The 17,975-nt window shown below is 43.7% G+C and carries 19 protein-coding genes; 13 read left to right on the forward strand and 6 right to left on the reverse strand.

What is annotated here, in order from left to right; all coding sequences use genetic code 11:
- The first annotated feature begins 5 nt into the window (after nucleotides 1–5).
- Complete coding sequence (locus ACR64J_RS03115) at nucleotides 6–476, forward strand: hypothetical protein (protein WP_435950383.1); 471 nt, start codon at nucleotides 6–8, stop codon at nucleotides 474–476.
- A 110-nt stretch (nucleotides 477–586) separates the two neighbouring features.
- Here ACR64J_RS03115 and ACR64J_RS03120 read toward each other — a convergent pair whose 3' ends face one another.
- Nucleotides 587–1,327: a DUF3108 domain-containing protein gene (locus ACR64J_RS03120; protein ID WP_317200646.1), complete on the reverse strand. Its 741-nt coding sequence runs from the start codon at nucleotides 1,325–1,327 to the stop codon at nucleotides 587–589.
- Nucleotides 1,328–1,783: 456 nt separating this feature from the next.
- Between ACR64J_RS03120 and ACR64J_RS03125 the strand changes: the two genes are divergently transcribed.
- The 3 genes from ACR64J_RS03125 (at nucleotide 1,784) to ACR64J_RS03135 (ending at nucleotide 4,422) form a co-directional block, all read left to right on the forward strand.
- The gene (locus ACR64J_RS03125; RefSeq protein WP_435950384.1) at nucleotides 1,784–2,077 is read left to right on the forward strand and encodes a co-chaperone GroES; all 294 of its coding nucleotides are present in this window, start codon (nucleotides 1,784–1,786) and stop codon (nucleotides 2,075–2,077) included.
- 47 nt (nucleotides 2,078–2,124) lie between these two features.
- Nucleotides 2,125–3,777 (forward strand): chaperonin GroEL, encoded by a 1,653-nt coding sequence (groL, locus tag ACR64J_RS03130; protein ID WP_435950385.1) that lies wholly within the window; start codon nucleotides 2,125–2,127, stop codon nucleotides 3,775–3,777.
- Between the two features lie 255 nt (nucleotides 3,778–4,032).
- On the forward strand, nucleotides 4,033–4,422 hold the full coding sequence (locus ACR64J_RS03135) for a hypothetical protein (RefSeq protein ID WP_435950386.1): 390 nt from the start codon (nucleotides 4,033–4,035) through the stop codon (nucleotides 4,420–4,422).
- 170 nt (nucleotides 4,423–4,592) lie between these two features.
- Here the strand turns inward: ACR64J_RS03135 and yaaA are convergent, their stop codons facing one another.
- Entirely contained in the window at nucleotides 4,593–5,393 is an 801-nt protein-coding gene (gene yaaA, locus ACR64J_RS03140) for a peroxide stress protein YaaA (RefSeq protein ID WP_435950387.1), read from the reverse strand.
- Nucleotides 5,394–5,830: 437 nt separating this feature from the next.
- On the opposite strand from yaaA, the gene ACR64J_RS03145 reads away from it, so the two are divergent.
- From ACR64J_RS03145 to ACR64J_RS03175, 7 genes are all read left to right on the forward strand, one after another.
- On the forward strand, nucleotides 5,831–6,988 hold the full coding sequence (locus ACR64J_RS03145; RefSeq protein WP_435950388.1) for a Re/Si-specific NAD(P)(+) transhydrogenase subunit alpha: 1,158 nt from the start codon (nucleotides 5,831–5,833) through the stop codon (nucleotides 6,986–6,988).
- A 93-nt stretch (nucleotides 6,989–7,081) separates the two neighbouring features.
- Complete coding sequence (locus ACR64J_RS03150; RefSeq protein WP_317200666.1) at nucleotides 7,082–7,423, forward strand: proton-translocating transhydrogenase family protein; 342 nt, start codon at nucleotides 7,082–7,084, stop codon at nucleotides 7,421–7,423.
- 14 nt (nucleotides 7,424–7,437) lie between these two features.
- On the forward strand, nucleotides 7,438–8,820 hold the full coding sequence (locus ACR64J_RS03155) for an NAD(P)(+) transhydrogenase (Re/Si-specific) subunit beta (protein ID WP_435951015.1): 1,383 nt from the start codon (nucleotides 7,438–7,440) through the stop codon (nucleotides 8,818–8,820).
- 102 nt (nucleotides 8,821–8,922) lie between these two features.
- The gene (locus ACR64J_RS03160; protein ID WP_435950389.1) at nucleotides 8,923–9,465 is read left to right on the forward strand and encodes an acyl-CoA thioesterase; all 543 of its coding nucleotides are present in this window, start codon (nucleotides 8,923–8,925) and stop codon (nucleotides 9,463–9,465) included.
- A 91-nt stretch (nucleotides 9,466–9,556) separates the two neighbouring features.
- Entirely contained in the window at nucleotides 9,557–9,766 is a 210-nt protein-coding gene (iscX, locus tag ACR64J_RS03165) for a Fe-S cluster assembly protein IscX (protein ID WP_021812734.1), read from the forward strand.
- 71 nt (nucleotides 9,767–9,837) lie between these two features.
- The gene (locus tag ACR64J_RS03170; RefSeq protein ID WP_435950390.1) at nucleotides 9,838–10,389 is read left to right on the forward strand and encodes a GyrI-like domain-containing protein; all 552 of its coding nucleotides are present in this window, start codon (nucleotides 9,838–9,840) and stop codon (nucleotides 10,387–10,389) included.
- A 55-nt stretch (nucleotides 10,390–10,444) separates the two neighbouring features.
- The gene (locus ACR64J_RS03175) at nucleotides 10,445–10,894 is read left to right on the forward strand and encodes a GNAT family N-acetyltransferase (RefSeq protein WP_435950391.1); all 450 of its coding nucleotides are present in this window, start codon (nucleotides 10,445–10,447) and stop codon (nucleotides 10,892–10,894) included.
- 60 nt (nucleotides 10,895–10,954) lie between these two features.
- Here ACR64J_RS03175 and dapE read toward each other — a convergent pair whose 3' ends face one another.
- The gene (gene dapE / locus ACR64J_RS03180; protein WP_435950392.1) at nucleotides 10,955–12,163 is read right to left on the reverse strand and encodes a succinyl-diaminopimelate desuccinylase; all 1,209 of its coding nucleotides are present in this window, start codon (nucleotides 12,161–12,163) and stop codon (nucleotides 10,955–10,957) included.
- 55 nt (nucleotides 12,164–12,218) lie between these two features.
- Nucleotides 12,219–12,947 carry a 2OG-Fe(II) oxygenase gene (locus ACR64J_RS03185; protein ID WP_435950393.1) on the reverse strand — a complete coding sequence of 243 codons (729 nt, stop codon included), beginning with the start codon at nucleotides 12,945–12,947 and terminating at the stop codon, nucleotides 12,219–12,221.
- Nucleotides 12,948–13,084: 137 nt separating this feature from the next.
- On the opposite strand from ACR64J_RS03185, the gene ACR64J_RS03190 reads away from it, so the two are divergent.
- Nucleotides 13,085–13,969 (forward strand): 23S rRNA (adenine(2030)-N(6))-methyltransferase RlmJ, encoded by an 885-nt coding sequence (locus ACR64J_RS03190; RefSeq protein WP_435950394.1) that lies wholly within the window; start codon nucleotides 13,085–13,087, stop codon nucleotides 13,967–13,969.
- Nucleotides 13,970–13,979: 10 nt separating this feature from the next.
- The gene (gene pssA / locus ACR64J_RS03195; protein ID WP_435950395.1) at nucleotides 13,980–14,888 is read left to right on the forward strand and encodes a CDP-diacylglycerol--serine O-phosphatidyltransferase; all 909 of its coding nucleotides are present in this window, start codon (nucleotides 13,980–13,982) and stop codon (nucleotides 14,886–14,888) included.
- 61 nt (nucleotides 14,889–14,949) lie between these two features.
- Here pssA and ACR64J_RS03200 read toward each other — a convergent pair whose 3' ends face one another.
- Together ACR64J_RS03200 and ACR64J_RS03205 are read right to left on the reverse strand one after the other, a co-directional pair.
- Nucleotides 14,950–16,392: an ATP-binding protein gene (locus ACR64J_RS03200; RefSeq protein WP_435950396.1), complete on the reverse strand. Its 1,443-nt coding sequence runs from the start codon at nucleotides 16,390–16,392 to the stop codon at nucleotides 14,950–14,952.
- Between the two features lie 740 nt (nucleotides 16,393–17,132).
- The gene (locus tag ACR64J_RS03205; protein WP_435950397.1) at nucleotides 17,133–17,765 is read right to left on the reverse strand and encodes a response regulator transcription factor; all 633 of its coding nucleotides are present in this window, start codon (nucleotides 17,763–17,765) and stop codon (nucleotides 17,133–17,135) included.
- Between the last annotated feature and the right edge of the window lie 210 nt (nucleotides 17,766–17,975).

Below are 17,975 nucleotides of genomic sequence, written 5' to 3' on the forward strand. Positions count from 1 at the left end.
GCCCTATGTCAAACTCTCCTGACTCATCAAGCGTAACATCAGCACCCGCGCCTGCAGCGACGGGCAAGCCTATCGCGCCTATGCGTCAGCGTCTGCTTGTGACTTGGCTGCTTTGGCTCGCTTATCGTCTGCTGGTCTTGCCGGTTCTAATTAGTGTTTTTAATCCAGCCAGTCCTGATATTATTGGCGGTATCGCTTGGTATGGGCTTTGGCTGATTCCTGCATTTATCATCACGCCCTTTATATTGAAGGGACGCTCGCCCTATATGCTATTAATTGGTAGTATGCTCACCTTGGTGTATTTGGGGGCAAGCGGCGTCGTATTATTTACACGTATCTACGGAAGCAGTTGGGCTGAGATTATGGTTTACTTAATCGATTTTGTGTTATTGTTTTTGATTAATACTTGGCTGTTTTTATTGTTAAAGCGTCTGCCTTCTATGAACAATGTCGTCAAACAGCCCCGCGCGCGTTAGTTGTTAGCTATTAAAGTCTCAACACAAAAAAGCGGCGCTCTAACTATAGAGCGCCGCTTTTGTCTGGACTGTTTATTACTAACTATTACGAAGATCAGGGGCAAAGGGGTTTAGTTTACTTTGGTTAATTCCAGATCCATCTTTTTGCCATCGTTGATTTGACTTACTTTCACTGGTAAGTAGTCTAAACTGGGTGCCAACCAAAAGCTGGTTGAGCGGTCATTGTCGTCATGGACACGGTCAACACGTACAGTGTCAAAGGTACCTGCTGGTACCGTAATTTTGGTATTACCTGACTTTTTAAAAGGTGTTTTCTCGACTTTGTCTTTTTTGGCCATGTAATAATTACCAGAGAATTTGCCGTTCAATAAGTCTTGACGAATTTGTACCTCTAAGCTCAAGTCATCAAAGGCTTGCTGAGCCATATTAGACGTTGTGGTCTTGCCTCTATAGCTGCTTGTCACCTTTTTGCCCGCTGAATCAAAGCTAAGATTATGCGTACGCCCAATGCCGAGCAATTTGTACGTGGTGCTGGCTTTGCTTGGGCTAACATTGTTGCCATTGATTACAAAGGTGCTGCTTTGCGCGGCGCTCGCCACGCCTGCGACTCGAGCTTTGACATTGTAGTTCCATGCATTGCCTGATTTGCTCAAAGTACGAGTAGCCACTCCTTTATATTTATCTTCTACGGTAAAGCTGTAGTTTGCGCTTGAGGGCTGTATGCTTTTTGCGTTAGCAAGGGTAGGGGCGGTCATACTGATAGCTCCAATAGCAGCGATACTGACACCTGTTGTAAACAGGGTTGCCAGTTTATTCTTACTGCGCTTGTTAGGGATGGTAAATGATGTCATGAATGTATCCTTAATAAGTTTGTCAGATATTTTAGTTATTTTATAGCTATTGTTTACGTACTCTTGTGAGTGACAAAAGCTCTTGTCCACTAGGACTGTTAATCATAAATACTATAATGGTCATATCTTGTTACATTTTCAAGGGTGGCTGCTGAGTAATAGGTTGAGCAGGTGTAGTCGATGTTACCGTAAAACGCTTGTCATCAGTACTCAGTAACGTCATGTGAGTAAGCTTGCACGCTTATGTTTGAGGATCATTTGCAGCAACAAACGCCTTGTAAATATTTTTGAGTTTACACTTGAACCCACCTTGTCATGCCCCCATTTTTTGAATCAAGCTCACAGCTTATCTTTTATAACACTACTTTTATATAGGTAAGGGTATGTGTTTGACCGATAAGGCTGCTGAGACCCTTGAATCAAACCCATTTAACGTAACCAAATTTTGGAGACATAGTGATGAATATTCGCCCTTTACATGACCGTATCGTTGTCCGCCGTATAGAAGAAGAAACAAAAACGGCTGGTGGTATCTTACTGCCCGGTTCAGCGCAAGAAAAGCCGTCACAAGGTGAGGTGCTCGCAACAGGTAATGGTCAGATCCGTGACAATGGTGACACCCGCGCGCTAGACGTCAAAACAGGCGACAAAGTCTTGTTCGGTCAGTACGCTGGTCAAACGGTTAAAGTTGACGGTGAAGAGCTACTTATTATGAAAGAGTCTGATGTATTAGGCATCATTGAAGCTTAATCTTTAATATTCACATAAAAAATTATTAATTATTGGAGTAAATGAACATGGCAAAAGACGTAAAGTTTGGCATAGATGCCCGTAAACAAATGATGGATGGCGTAAACGTCCTTGCAAATGCAGTACGAGTTACGCTAGGCCCTAAAGGCCGTAATGTGGTCATCGACAAATCTTTTGGCGCACCGACCATCACCAAAGATGGTGTTTCAGTGGCTAAAGAGATCGAGCTTGAGAATAAGTTTGAAAACATGGGCGCGCAACTGGTTCGTGAAGTCGCTAGCCGCACTAATGATGTCGCAGGTGACGGTACGACTACGGCCACAGTATTGGCTCAGTCTATCTTGCAAGAAGGCATGAAATCAGTGGCCGCTGGCATGAACCCTATGGATCTTAAACGCGGCATCGACAAAGCCGTACGCGCCGCCGTTGAGCAAATTCATGAGCTATCTACCCCAGCTGACGATTCAAAAGCTATCGCGCAAGTTGGTTCAATCTCAGCCAACTCAGACACCAAAATCGGTGAGCTTATCGCTCAAGCGATGGAAAAAGTCGGTAAGCAAGGCGTCATCACGGTTGAGGAAGGCTCAAGCTTTGAAGATACGCTAGAAGTCGTCGAAGGTATGCAGTTTGATCGCGGCTATATCAGCCCGTACTTTGCTAATAAGCAAGACAGCCTAACGGCTGAGTTTGAAAACCCATATATCTTGCTCGTTGACAAAAAAATCGGCAACATCCGTGAGATCGTGCCACTACTTGAGCAAGTGATGCAGCAAAGCAAGCCACTACTTATCATCGCAGAAGACGTTGAAAACGAAGCACTGGCAACCTTAGTTGTGAATAACATGCGTGGCGGCCTAAAAACGTGTGCCGTAAAAGCACCAGGTTTTGGTGATCGTCGTAAAGCCATGCTAGAAGATATCGCAACCTTGACCGGCGCTACAGTGATCTCTGAAGAGATTGGTCTAAGCCTAGAGACGGCAACTCTTGAGCAGTTGGGTACCGCCAAAAAGGTCACTGTTGGTAAAGAAAACACCGTTATCGTTGATGGCGCGGGTCAAAAAGCTGACATCGAAAATCGCGTCGAGTCTATCAAACGTCAAGTGGAAGAATCTACCTCTGACTACGATAAAGAAAAGCTACAAGAGCGTATGGCAAAACTTGCCGGCGGCGTTGCCGTTATCAAAGTTGGCGCGGCGACTGAAACTGAAATGAAAGAGAAAAAAGATCGCGTTGATGATGCTTTGCATGCCACTCGTGCTGCGGTCGAAGAAGGCGTTGTCCCAGGCGGCGGCGTAGCACTTGTTCGCGCTTTGAACGCACTATCTGAGCTCAAAGGCGACAATGACGATCAAGACGCAGGTATCAAGATTCTGCGCCGTGCGATGGAAGCACCGCTACGTCAAATCGTTACTAACTCAGGCGAAGAAGCCTCAGTTGTTGTTAATGCGGTCAAGCAAGGTAGCGGCAACTACGGTTACAATGCGGCGTCTGGCGAGTACGGTGATATGCTAGAGATGGGTATCCTTGATCCTGCAAAAGTTGCGCGCTCAGCACTAGAGAATGCAGCATCGGTTGCTGGTCTCATGCTCACGACCGAAGTCATGATTACTGACTTACCACAAGGTGATGACGGCATGGCTGCTATGGGCGGCGGCGCTGGTGGAATGGGCGGTATGGGTGGAATGGGTAGCATGATGTAATTTATGCCCTTAACCTGTAATGCTTAAGACTATAGTTTTCATCTTATAGTCTTTGTCAAAACAAAACCCCGATAGGCTTTGGCTTATTGGGGTTTTTTATGCGTAGAAGCTAAAACTTGGTAATATAAAACTTGAATTTAAATAAATAGTGAACTAAAGTTTTACTTTTGGCTTTTATGTGAGGTATATTAATTATACGGCTACTAATTTCTTAACTGTTTTTTAATACTATCACTCATTAATAGGTGAGCTTTTATGAACGAATCTACTGCAATTCGAAAGTTTGATAGCGATGCATCCGCTACTAGTTACCTGAATATTAAAAGCTATAATTTTTATATTGCTCGGCAAGGTTATTCTGACGAAGAGTTACGTTTTTCAGAAATAAGTTGTATATTAACGCTAAATATACCTGAGATAACTGTCCATGACATGACAATCAATACAATTGAGATATATTTCAGAACTGCAGGCTCTATTCGCAAGCAATATAAATATACTAAATCATCTAAAACTTTAAATTTAGAGCTATCGCATGACGATTTAAGTGCTTGGTCATCAGGAATGATGCATCCTAAGGCGTACTTGGACCTCATTTCATTTGACTCCAAACATATAAAACTTTATTTATTTGCGGGCAACTAATTAGTAAAGGCTCTATAGAATATAATTATTGTTGCTAGTTATCCTAAGCTGAAGGCTGAATTTCTACTCCAGCAAGTAGCAATGATTAGACGAGTTTTGCTACTAAATCGATAAGTTGAAAGAAAAAACTTACAATCCAGCTAGTTCTGAACAAAACTTATAAATATTAGTTACTGATCCGCCTCATCGCGCCTAAACGTCCAAGTGTTGTCATCAGACAATTCATCGACATAATAATAACCTGCCAAATCAAAATCTTTAAGCTGCTCAGCTTTGGTCAGTTTATGATCCGCCGCGTATTTCACCATTAGACCACGGGCCTTTTTGGCATAAAAGCTGATTACTTTATATTGACCATTTTTCTCATCTTCAAAACGTGGCGTAATAATCTGTGCGTCCAAAGCTTTTTTCTTCACTGCTTTAAAATATTCGTTAGAGGCTAGATTAATCAAGACTTTGTCATCACTATCTGCCATTTGCTTATTGATGGTATCGGTAATCTGCTCGCCCCAAAACTCATAAAGGTTATCACCGCGCTTATTTTTGAGTTTGGTGCCCATCTCAAGTCTATACGGTTGGATCAAGTCTAAGGGTTTGATAATGCCATATAATCCTGACAAAATTCCTAAATGCTTATTAACATAGATAGCCGTATCTTTATCCATGCCGTACATATCAAGTCCGGTATAGACGTCACCGTCGAATAGGTAGCCGGCGGGTTTGGCATTGTCATTATTAAAGGGCTTGTCCGTATCCCATTGCCACTCTTGATTGCGCTTAGCATTTAGCTGCGCTAGATCATCAGAGATGCTCATAAGCTCCTGCAAGTCCATTGGCTCCTTAGTCTTAAGCGATTTCATTAAGGTCTGCGAGTGCGCAATGAGCTCAGGCTGGCTGTAGTAGTTGCCAATGTTCACAGGAACGGCATCAGTCTCATTTAAAGATTTGGCAGGAGAGAGAACAAAATACATAGTGATTCCCTTTAAGTAATAATTATTAGAAAGCAAGGTTGTGAGAACTCAGATAAGTCTTAGATATGCTATAGCACATTTTAGCATGAGTGCTTTGTTCATGTTCAAAACTGTTATATATTGTCGTCAAAAGCCGTGTATATTGGCTTTGAGAGTGACGCAATAATAAAAGTTATGATAGAGGGTCTTTTAGCTAACTTTTTATTTACTTATGAGTCATCATTAAACAATGATAAGTAGACAATGATGTCTTTATAATAAAGCGAGCTGATGACAGCCACATTATCATTTATTTAATTGATAGTTGTCAGAATGATAGTCTTTGATGAGCGCTTAATTTTTTTATGAGTGTTGATCAAAGATTTTTTGCACCATGCGTTTGGTTAATTAAGTCAAAGCGCATAGGTTGGTTATGTATTGGGATGTAAGGAGACGGTATGAAAATCGGTGTGATTAGTGCAGATGCCTCGCATGAGAGCCGCGTAGCAATAACCCCAGATGCAGTCAAAAAACTGCGTAAGCTTGGGTTTGAGGTGATTATTCAGTCCGGTGCTGGTATCGCGTCTTATTATTCTGACGAGAGCTACCAAACCGCTGGTGCCACAATCGCAGCAAATGGTAGCGACGTCATTAGTGATGCGCGTATTATTACCACAGTCAATGACTTGCCAGCCCAGATGGTGGACAGCCTGACGACTGGTCAAATCGTCGTCGGTATGCTCGACCCTTATCGCAATACTCAGCTCGACACTTATGCGGCAAAAGGCGCAACGGTTTATGCCATGGAGCTGTTGCCGCGAACGTTATCGCGCGCGCAGAATATGGATGTGTTGTCCTCGCAAGCCAACTTAGCGGGCTACAAGGCGGTATTGATGGCAGCGAACGAATACTCGCGTCCATTCCCGATGTTTATGACATCAGCAGGCACGGTCAAGCCTGCCAAAGTCGTTATCTTGGGCGTTGGCGTGGCAGGTTTGCAAGCGATTGCTACGGCCAAGCGTTTAGGCGCGGTCGTCGAAGCCAGTGACTTGCGTCCAAGTGCTCGCGAGCAAGTTGAGTCATTAGGCGGTAAGTGGCTGGATGTACCGATGAGCGATGAAGAAGCGCAAAAAGCCAAGTCAACAGGGGGTTATGCGTGGACGCCATCAGAGCAATACATGACCGACCAAGCAGCAGTCGTTGACAAAGCGCTAAGCGGCGCTGATATCGTCATTACTACTGCGCAAATTCCTGGCCGTAATGCACCGCGTTTAGTGCATAAGGCTACGCTTGACAAAATGAAAGCAGGCTCAGTGCTTATTGATATGGCAGCGGGTACAGGTGGTAATGTTGAGGGCAGCGTTCCTGACCAAACCATTACTACTGATAATGGTGTACGTATCGTGGGAGCGGCTAATATTCCATCACAGCTAGCAGCCCAGTCATCAGACTTATACGCCAATAACTTAGTCAACTTTATAACCACGTTAATTCAAGAACCAGCTACAGATGATGCCTCATCTCAAGCACTGACACTACATTTAGATATGGAAGATGAGATTCAGGGCGCTTTAGCCGTTACTCACGACGGCCAAGTTCGTCTCGCTCGTCGCTAAAACTCATGTATTTTAATGTTGTCAGTTACGAATAAATTTTAGGAGGATAAGATGATTGCCACTATTTTAGCCGCAGCGCCAGCAGGTGCGGCAATGGCTAGCACCCCATTTGTAGCGATTTTTACCGTATTTGTACTCGCTATTTTCGTCGGCTACTACGTGGTTTGGGGCGTCACCCCTGCGCTACATACGCCGCTTATGGCAGTGACCAATGCGCTATCGAGTATCGTTATCGTCGGTGCCATGCTACAGACTGTAGTCATTGACGGTTCGGTATTTACCGCGACCAGTATATTAGGCGCTTTTGCGGTATTTTTAGCCAGCGTCAATATCTTTGGTGGTTTTGCCGTGACTGAGCGTATGCTTGCCATGTTTAAACCCAAACCTAAAAAAGTGGTCGTAACAGATACTACTGAGAGCGGAGACAACGTATGAATAATATCTCAGCTATGATCGCGGCTAATGCGGATTGGTTTTATCTTATCGGTGCTATCTTATTTGTTTTAACCTTGCGCGGCCTATCTAGCCCAAAGACGGCGATTCGTGGTAATCGTATGGGTATGGCGGCGATGGCAATTGCTGTGGTTACCACTTTCTTTTTAGCCGAAGGTCCAATCCTTTGGATGATCGTTGGCGCTATGGTATTAGGCGCAGTAGTCGGTCTATGGAAAGCTAGAACCGTTGCTATGACGCAAATGCCAGAGACGGTTGCGTTAATGCACTCGTTCGTAGGTCTTGCCGCAGTTGCTATTGCACTAGCGACGGTACTGCATACCGAAGAAGCCTACAGTACGATTACTCGCTTGGAGCTGTTTATCGGCTGCTTTATCGGGGCGATTACCTTTTCAGCGTCGTTCTTTGCCTTTGGTAAACTGGCAGCTAAGAGCTGGGCGAAGACGGTTACAGGCGGCTGGGTAAAACCCGTTCAAGCGCTCTTGTTTCTCGCTATGATAGGGTTTGGCGCGGTCTACTTCATGACCGATTCACTACCTGCTTTTTATGCGATGACGGTACTTGCTATTGTCTTTGGTTGGATGTGGATTGCACCTATTGGCGGCGGTGATATGCCAGTGGTGGTTTCACTACTTAACTCATTCTCAGGTTGGGCGGCAGCAGGTATTGGTTTTACCCTTGGCAACTCTATGTTGATTATCGCAGGCTCGCTCGTCGGCTCATCTGGTGCCATTTTGTCTTACATCATGTGTAAGGCTATGAACCGCTCACTACTCAACGTCTTGTTTGGTGGTATGGGTACGACAGCGGTTGCTAGTGGCGATGACGACGGCGCACCTAAGAACTATAAGTCAGGCTCAGCTGAGGACGCAGGTTTCCTTATGTCTAATGCTAGCGACGTGATTATCGTACCAGGTTATGGTATGGCACAGGGCCGTGCACAAAACGCAGTCAAAGAGCTCTATGAGTTACTAAAAGAAGAAGGCGTCAATGTACGCTTTGCCATTCATCCGGTCGCAGGTCGTATGCCTGGTCACATGAATGTCCTTTTGGCAGAAGCTGACGTGCCTTATGACGACATTATGGAGATGGATGAGATCAACTCAGACTTTGCCAGTACTGATGTGGTGCTCGTTATCGGGGCCAACGATGTCGTGAACCCGTCTGCAAAAGACGATCCCACGTCACCTATCTTTGGTATGCCGATCTTGGAAGTGACCAAAGCACAGACGGTTATGGTCATTAAGCGCTCTATGAGTACTGGTTATGCAGGCCTTGATAACAGTCTCTTCTATATGGACAAAACCATGATGATCTTTGGTGATGCCAAAAAAATGGTTGAAGAGATGGTGCGTAGTATCAATGGCGGCGGTCATTAATTTATAAAAAATAGCACACATCAAAGAAAGTCACTCAGGTGGCTTTTTTTGCGTTAAAGTAGGCGGCATTTAGACACGCCCTAATATAAAAGAGAATGATTTATGAACATGTTGCTCCGTTTTTTTATTATGACCAGTCTGCTCAAACAAGCACTCAAAAAACAATCGGTTAGCGAGACTCTCAGTCAAGAGGTGCTAAGAGCACCAGTTATACGGCACTACCGAGTATTACCGCACGATTTAGGGTTTCGGGATCATCTGCCAAATTATCGCTTTTTATCGTTTATTGAGCTTAATGTTACCAAGTGGCTAAGGAGCTGCTGCCATCAAAAAGGCATCAAAACTCCTGAGTGGATTGTCGCTATGCAGGAGATTATTTATCTCAAGCAAATCAAATTCTTGGACAAAATGACTCTAAGAAGCGCGGTGGCAGGCTGGGATAAAAAGTATGTTTATTTTGAGCATCACTTCTTTGTAAAAGATCAGTTAATGGCGGTAGGGATGACCAAATTCGTATTTGTAAATAAACAAGGTCAGCAGACGCCAGGGCTATTGGATATGACAGGCGAGCAGATGACTGATGTGATCACGACTTGGAATAGCCATCAAGTCGCTGTCAAATCCATGCAAGTACCAAGTGTATGATTCAATCATGCTCTAATAAATGCATCTATAATCATCTGCCGAAGTTTGTTAGGATGAGTCTATCGTTTTTATCGTAAATAAAGGAATCACCATGACCCCGCAAAAATTAAAATGGACAGACAGCTTAGATATCGCCATAGAGCTATACGAGAAGTTCCCCGAGACGGATCCGCAGTACATTCGTTTTACTGATTTGCACCGCTGGGTGACAGAATTAGAGGGCTTTGATGATGATCCACAAAAGTCAAACGAGGGCATCCTAGAAGCGATTCAGATGAATTGGATCGATGAAGCCGATTAATTTTTCTATTTTAACTCTCTCAGTTTTACTCTATAAATATAACGCTATAAGTATAAAACCAAGGCAACATTATGACATCACAGGTCAAAGAGCTATCAACAGCGATAGTTTGTAAAGGTATCAGTGTCCGTACTACCAATAACGCTGAGATTAGCCATGACAGCGCAAAGTTAGGTCGATTATGGCAAAAGTTTTACCAAAACCATGTCAGTCACCTTAGTGATAACGAAGATATCTACGGGGTTTATCACAATTATGAGAGCGAGGATTTAGTTGGCGCGTTCGATGTGGTCGCTAGTTGGAAGGTAGAGAGCGAGCCTGTAGAGGGAGAGGATAGCAATGAAAATAATAGTAAAGACAGCAACGTTCTTAGCCCTGAGAATATTTTAAGTGCCGCTCATGGTAGCGATGTCATTACGGTGACTATCCCTGAAGGCAAGTATCTAGTATTCACCGAAGAAGGGAGAATGCCGAATACAGTGATGAACGCTTGGGAGAAGGCGTGGGAGTATTTTCATAATCCTGATTGCGAGCATACTCGTACTTACAATGTCGATTTTGAGCATTATATCGGTGGCAATCTAGAGTATGGGCAGTTGGATCTGTATATTGGGATTGAGTGAGCCATTAATACAACGATCAACGAGAAACGAGCAACGAGAAGTAGAGAGAACATCTATGCCAACGCCGCAGGTAAGTTATCAAATCAATACGCCAATTACGCCTTTTCAATTTATAGAGGTATTAAAGCGTTGTAGTCTAGGCGAGCGCCGTCCTATAGATAATCCTTATGTTATAAAAGGAATGCTGGATAATGCCAATCTGTTAGTGACAGCTTGGACTGATGAGGTTCACGAAGAAGGTGTGAATGATACTAATAGCAGCAAAAAGCTTATAGGTGTAGCACGCTGCGTCACCGATTTTAGCTACTGTTGTTATTTATCAGATATCGCTGTCGATGAAGCCTATCAAAATCTAGGTATTGGCAAGACAATGATTGAACATATTGAGCAGCAATTACCACCAAGCTGCAAAGTTATTTTATTATCTGCGCCGCAAGCGACTGAATATTATCCAAAGATTGGCTTTACTCGGCATGAGAGTGCTTGGGTTAAGGTGGTTGAGTAGTAAAAGGCTTTAGTGGCGTAGGGTGGGTTAGCTCAAGCGTAACCCACCAATTGAATAAAGCTATTCATCCAATAATAAATTTTCCAAAATCCCCTCATATATCTGCGCCAGTCGTCCCAAATCATCAACCTCAACCTTTTCATCGACTTGATGAATCGTTGCGTTGCGCACCCCCAGCTCAACCACTTGTGCACCAGTCGGCGCGATAAAGCGTCCGTCGGATGTCCCGCCTGAAGTAGATAATGTCGTCTCTGTACCTGTTACCGATTTGATCGCGTTTTGGCAAGCGGATACCAATTTGCCTTCTGGAGTCAAAAAAGGCTGACCCGATAATTTCCAATGAATATCATAATTGGCTTTACTATTGTTGAAGTGTTTATCAAAAATAGCGTGAGTTTTTTCTTTGAGTTCTTCTTCCGTAGTCTCTGTGGAAAAGCGAAAGTTAAAGACCGCATTAAGCGTTTCAGGAATGACGTTGGTTGCGCCTGTACCGCTGTTAATATTGGAGATTTGCAAGGAAGTCGCAGGGAAGTAATCGTTACCCTTATCCCACTCAGCCGCGGTTAATTCCGCCAAAGCAGCCATTGCTGCATGTATCGGATTACTGGCCAAATGCGGGTAGGCGACGTGACCTTGTTTGCCTGTGACCGTTAGCTGGGCACCTAAGGAGCCACGGCGACCGTTTTTGATAATATCACCTAACGTATCGGTACTTGAAGGCTCACCAACGAGGCAGTAGGTAATTTTTTCTTGCCGCGCTTCCAGGGTCTCAATCACTTTGACCGTACCATTGATAGACGGGCCTTCTTCATCTGAGGTAATCAAAAAAGCAATAGAGCCTTTGTGCTCAGGATGATTAGCCGAAAAACGCTCAGCGGCTACGGTAAAAGCGGCAATGCCTGTTTTCATGTCCGCAGCACCGCGGGCCCACAGATAGCCATCAGCAATAGTAGGAGAAAAAGGAGGGTATGTCCAATTATTGACATCGCCAGTGGGCACGACATCAGTGTGACCGGCGAAGCAAATTACAGGGTCAGTGCTGCCGCGCCGCGCCCAGAGGTTTTTGACTTGCGCCTGCTCGCCCGTTTGATCTCTGTCACCATAATACATAAACTCACAGTCAAAACCTGCCCGTTCCAATCGCTCTTCTAGGATATCTTGGCAGCCGTCATCATCTGGCGTGACAGAGGGACGCTCAAGCATCTCAATGCTCAAATCTAAGGTGGCTTGTTGGTGGGTTTGCGCTAAAGTATCTTTATTGTTGGACATGAACGAGCCTTTTTGATAATAAGTAAGTGTAAAAACTTCTAAGTTAAGCGATAAGTTAAGCGAAAGGTACCAAACTATCGCGGCGCATCCAAGTGGCGATAGAATAGCGCTGACGATGTGCAATTTGTACTTGATGTTGTAAGTCGCTAGCAAAGATAATCAAGCGATTGGCAACGGGCATAATGGTATGAGAGATACCGTGATTATCAACGAGCTCTACTGCGCCGCCGTCACCTGCCTCCCAATTGTCATTAAGATAAAACACCGCTGATAGCACCCGCTCATCACGCCCCGCAGGATTGTCGCTATGCCACTGATAGCCAAAGCCAACAGGGTAGCAGGCATAATGCGCCTCGCTGTGGCGAATCCCTGTAAATAGCGCACGGTTTAAAACATCAGCGAGCTTATCAATGCTTTGTAAATAATAGGATCCTGCTAAAAAGTGGTTATTAATCCAGCGGATTTTATCCCCGCGTATATGACTTAAACGCACGCCAGCTGTAAGATGAGCCTCTCGATAATCAACGAAACCGCTCTCTGCCTGCAAAGCGAGTAGAGCTTTGTCACTAAAGACATTATCGATAATGATAAAACCTTCAAAACTAAGCTTATTTAGCTGCATATCGGTAAGCCTTTGTTCCCAATTGACAACAAAGTCAGCGGCTTGCAGAGTGGCAATATCTTGGACAAGTAGCAAGGTATTATCAGATTCTATTGGCTTATTAACAGTCAATTTATCCAAATCAGAATTCATCATCTCAGTATTACTATGAATCGTTGTCATCTTTTATCCTTATAATAAGCATAGTCAAACGACTTTTTCACCTTTCTTATTCAATGGCGAGTTACCGAAACCTCGTTATCTTTTATGCTGTCTATGCTACCATAGATGCAATTTTTCTTATTTAAACTTTTGAGACTATGAACTATAAACATGCCTACCACGCCGGTAACTTTGCTGATGTGGTCAAACACATATTGCTCGTACAACTCCTCAATCAGCTCAGCCAAAAGAACAAGCCGTTTTATGTGCTAGATGCTTATGGCGGGCGCGGACTGTATTCGCTCGCAAGCGAAGAGGCGCGCAAGACAGGCGAGGCCAAAGGCGGTATACAAGCGCTGCTTAGAAATGCCGATATCGATATGGAAAAAGCCCCAGCCGCTATTAAAGACTATATAGAAGGTATCAAGCAAGCACGCTTTACCTACGATAGCAAAGTCTATCCCGGCTCACCATGGTGGATTGCGCACCATGTCGAAAAGAACCCTGACGGCGGCGTACGCGGCGAAGCCTTTGAAGCCAAAGCGAGCGAGTATGACGCGCTTAATTATCAACTGCATAAGTTGCCCATTGGTATTCATCACCGTGATGCGTTTGAAGGTATCCGCGCGGTCATTCCACCTGCTGAGCGCCGTGGTCTAATATTCTTAGATCCTCCTTATGAGCAAGAGCACAAGGACTTTACCCGTCTGATTGACTTGCTTGTCGCCTCTTATAATAAATGGCCTCAAGGTACCTATGCGCTATGGTTCCCGATCAAAAACATCGAAGCGGTTGAGCTATTTTACAAAAAGCTAAAACGCACTGATATCAGACGTCAGCTGATCTGTGAGCTCAACATCTATCCTAACGATGTCGCGGTTGGTCTCAACGGTACGGGTATGCTTATTATCAATCCGCCTTGGCAGTTTGACAACCAAGCGCGCGAGATATTGCGATTCTTGCAGCCGGCACTCAAAGTGGCTGATGCCCCTAACATGACGCCTGATAGCGCTACCAACGTGCGCTGGCTGGTTGGCGAATAAGGATAAACTGATGAGTATGGATAGCAAGATAAATACAGATGCCAAGCGCACTGAGACACCATTGAACACCCACTTAGATAGCATCAGTGATAGCGCAGCGACTCAGCCGCCCTATGCCGATGAGCATGAGTTCAATATTCGCTTAGCGGACAATGACGACTACGACGGTCTCACTTTTGAAGTGATAGAAACCGAGGTGGCAGAGGGCAAGCCTGTCGTTAGCCGCGGTGTCTATCTTGCGCCCAATCTGATTACCACGCTATCACTGCTATCAGGGTTTTATTCGATTTTGGCAAGTACGCAAGGCGAGTTCTACAAAGCGTCATTAGCGATCTTTTTATCAGCGATATTAGATGGCGCTGATGGACGCGTAGCACGTATGCTTAATGCCCAAAGCCCGTTTGGTGAGCAATACGACTCACTGGCGGATATGCTCGCCTTTGGCGTAGCTCCTGCGATTTTGATCTTTAGTTTTGCCTTAGAGCCATTAGGACGTATCGGTTTGGGCTGCGCGTTTGTCTTTACCGCTTGCGGCGCATTTCGGCTTGCGCGCTTTAACGTGCAAGTTGGCACGGTCGATAAAAAATACTTTGTGGGACTAGCCAGCCCACTGGCCGCTATATTGGTCACAGCAGCCGTTATGGTTGCAGTCGATCATAACGAGTGGGTCGGACAGTACGACACAGCTGTGATGTTCTTGTTCGCAGCTTGGGTGGTCATCTGTGGTCTTTTAATGGTCAGCAACGTTAAATACTACAGCTTTAAAGAATTTGATAAGAAGAAAGTACCCTTTGTAGTACTTATTATTGGGGTCTTGATACTTAGTATCGCGATTTACGATATTCCTGTCGGTATCTTAGCGATCGGTATCATCTATGCTTTATCAGGTATTGTAACAACGATAAAAGCAAAAATGTAAAACTTAGAAACAATTAAAATAAAGCCGCTTACTATTTAACGATAGTAGGCGGTTTTTTGGTTTAGAGCGCAGCTAATACTTGTTGGAGCTGCTGGCGCAGATTCTTTGGATCTATTGGTTTATGTAGGACTAAAGGGTTTATCGCTTTAGTAGCTGTAAATAGCTGCGGCGTCGTATCGGCAGTCAAAATGACAAACGGCGTCAAATGAGCAGAGTTACTACTTTGTCTAATCGCAAAGATAATATCCTCACCAGTTATGCCATTAGCTAAGCGAAAATCGGTGATGACCATGTCAGGATGACACTTATTAAAAGCAGTTACTGCCTCCTCAAGCGTCTGTACGGCAACAGGCTGACAGCCCCAAGATCCGAGGAGTAATTGCATTGACTTTAGCACCGCATCATCATCATCAATGACTAAGATAACTTTGTTCTTTAGATAGTTTATCGTTTTGCTAAAATTCAAAGCGTCACTATTATTTGGTGAGCAAGTCGGGAGTACTACTGAAAACTGCGAGCCTATTTTGACGGTTGACTTAACGTTCAGATCAGCCTTCAAGAGCTGCGCCATTCCTTTGACGATAGCCAAGCCCAGACCCAAACCTTGATCCGTTGTTTTATTGCGCTCGATTTGATAGAACGATTCAAATATCTGTTCGGTTTCATCTATCGTCATGCCGCTTCCTGTATCCCACACGCTAATGCGGCAGTATTCCAACAAAATAGATTGATTCTCTATAGGCATTTTGCGTACGCCAATCACTACGCCGCCCTTAGCTGTGTAGCGTATCGCATTACTGATAAAGTTTCTTAAGATAAGTCCAATCATAGTCGGATCTGTCATTACCCAAATACCAGTAGACTTGTATCGTAGCGATAGTCCTTTGCTTTTAGCTTGCAGGCCAAACTCATCAACCAGATGCCGAATGATACTATCAATATCAGTGGGTACAAAATGCGGGCTCATTTGTCCTGATTCTACATGCGCGTAGTCCAATATAGTATTGAGCATCTCCCGACTCGATTGACTAGCAGATTTGGCGTAGTCCACTATTTGCACTTGATGACTATCAAGATCAGTATCAGTAAGTGCTTCGATAAATAAGCTTAGCGCATGAACAGGTTGGCGCAAGTCATGACTGGCTGCCGCCAAAAATTGCGTTTTAGCTAGATTTGCTTTTTCTAATTGCTGAGTTTTTGTCTGAAGCTGAGTGACTAAGCTTTGGTTTTCTAGGTAGATTAAAATAGCTTTTAAGGTATTGAGCGAGGTATGTTTGGCAAAGAAAATATTAAATAAGAGCAGACCAATAACAGCGATAGCTAAGATAGCAAAGCCTGTTTCATCTAAATAAAATAGCAAAAATGTCCACATAAAAACACTAGGCACAGCGTATGCAATATAGACCCGCCAGAACATTGCTAAACTTGAAATACCGCCGCTGAGCAGTCCAAAATGCAATCCCAGAAGTACAATAACTTGCGTTGCATTTTGCACATTAGTCATAAATGCTTTGCCTATAGCCAGTGCCCATAAACAGGCAACTGCAAGTGTACACATAAATAGCACGTTATAAGCAGCATAGTGAGACAAGTGGTTTATATGGCTGATAGGGACGGACGAGGTCGAAGATACCTGCTGAATGCGGTTATCTGACAATGGCTTATCTAAGCTGATTTGAGCATCATAGGCTAATATTTTTACCTTTTGCCAGTTCAGCCAGCAGACACTAATGATAACAATATGAAAAACGATCCAAATCAGGATCATTGCTTTGGCGGCATTTAGCTCCATTAAAGGCACACGATAAAGCATGCTTACAAAAGCAAAAACTCCAAAAGCCATAGCGAACGAAAACAAAATAGCAAAAGACCTAAATACTCTTTTCAAAAATAAGATACTAAGACTGTCAGTCTTTTTAAGTATAAGTTGTATAGTAAACAACAGCATACCCAATATAATTACCTGATAAATTAACCAAACTATATTCAATATTTTTTGATTGGTATTAAGATCATACGTAATAAACATCGTCGCAAAAAAGCACAACGCTGTAAAAACAGTCCCTAACAATGCTAATGGTAAATGTCTCATTACCAGTCTAATCTGCTCTGCAAGTATCAGCTTAGAATCGTAGCCATCAGGAATAGTATCAGGTAACGCCTGAATGTCATCTTTAAACATAGTCTATTGTCATACTTTATAAATATAATGTGAAGGTGACTAATAAAACAGCTCATACTATCCTACTGACTCAAATACCCGGCTTGCTGAGCGGCAAGAATCATTTTGGTGCGATTGTTAACGCCAAAATGTTCCATCAATGCGGCAGCATGATTGCGAATGGTGTTCTCGCTTAGTACTAGTTTTTCTGCAATATATTTATTGCTATGACCTTCCGCCATAAGTGCTAGGACTTCTAGCATTCTAGTGCTCAGTATAGGTTTGGCTTGGGTCACTATCTCAGAGTTTGTGTTTAAAGCATACTGAGCGTTGGTAATCGGTCGATTATCAAGCAAAGACTGAACTGTTTTGCATATAAGAGCGGGATCTGTATTTTTATTCAAAAAGCAGCTCGCCCCTTGATCGAGTGCTTGATTGATATTCTCATGATTGCTAGCAGCGGACAGTAGCATAATACGTGCATCTGACCATTGCTGCTGCAATACACTCATTCCATCGATACCGTTTAGACCTGGCAGATGAACATCCAACAATATGACATCAATGTCGATTTCAAGCGTCTTAGCGTCACTAATCTTTTCAATCTCATGTATAGCGGCTTTTATCTTACTGGCAAGTATTAGACGTAGACCTGCGCGAAATAGAGCGTGGTCATCAACCAATAGAATATTTTTTTCCAAACTATCTTTTGGCATTAAGATCCCTTTTGTAAAGTCAAGATACCGGTATATTCAGAATTGATTTGTTTTTTAGGCTATTGAGATACCGTTTTACAGACAATAGCCTCTATTAAAGTATCGAAATCTAACAAATAGATAATAGTGATTTGTCTAAGCATTTGTTTTGTCAGTATTGATTTATCTACTCTTTGGTCTGACTAGTACATTTATACTATTACAAACGGT

This window comes from Psychrobacter sp. DM8 (assembly GCF_051307025.1).
In the GTDB taxonomy this organism is placed as follows: domain Bacteria; phylum Pseudomonadota; class Gammaproteobacteria; order Pseudomonadales; family Moraxellaceae; genus Psychrobacter.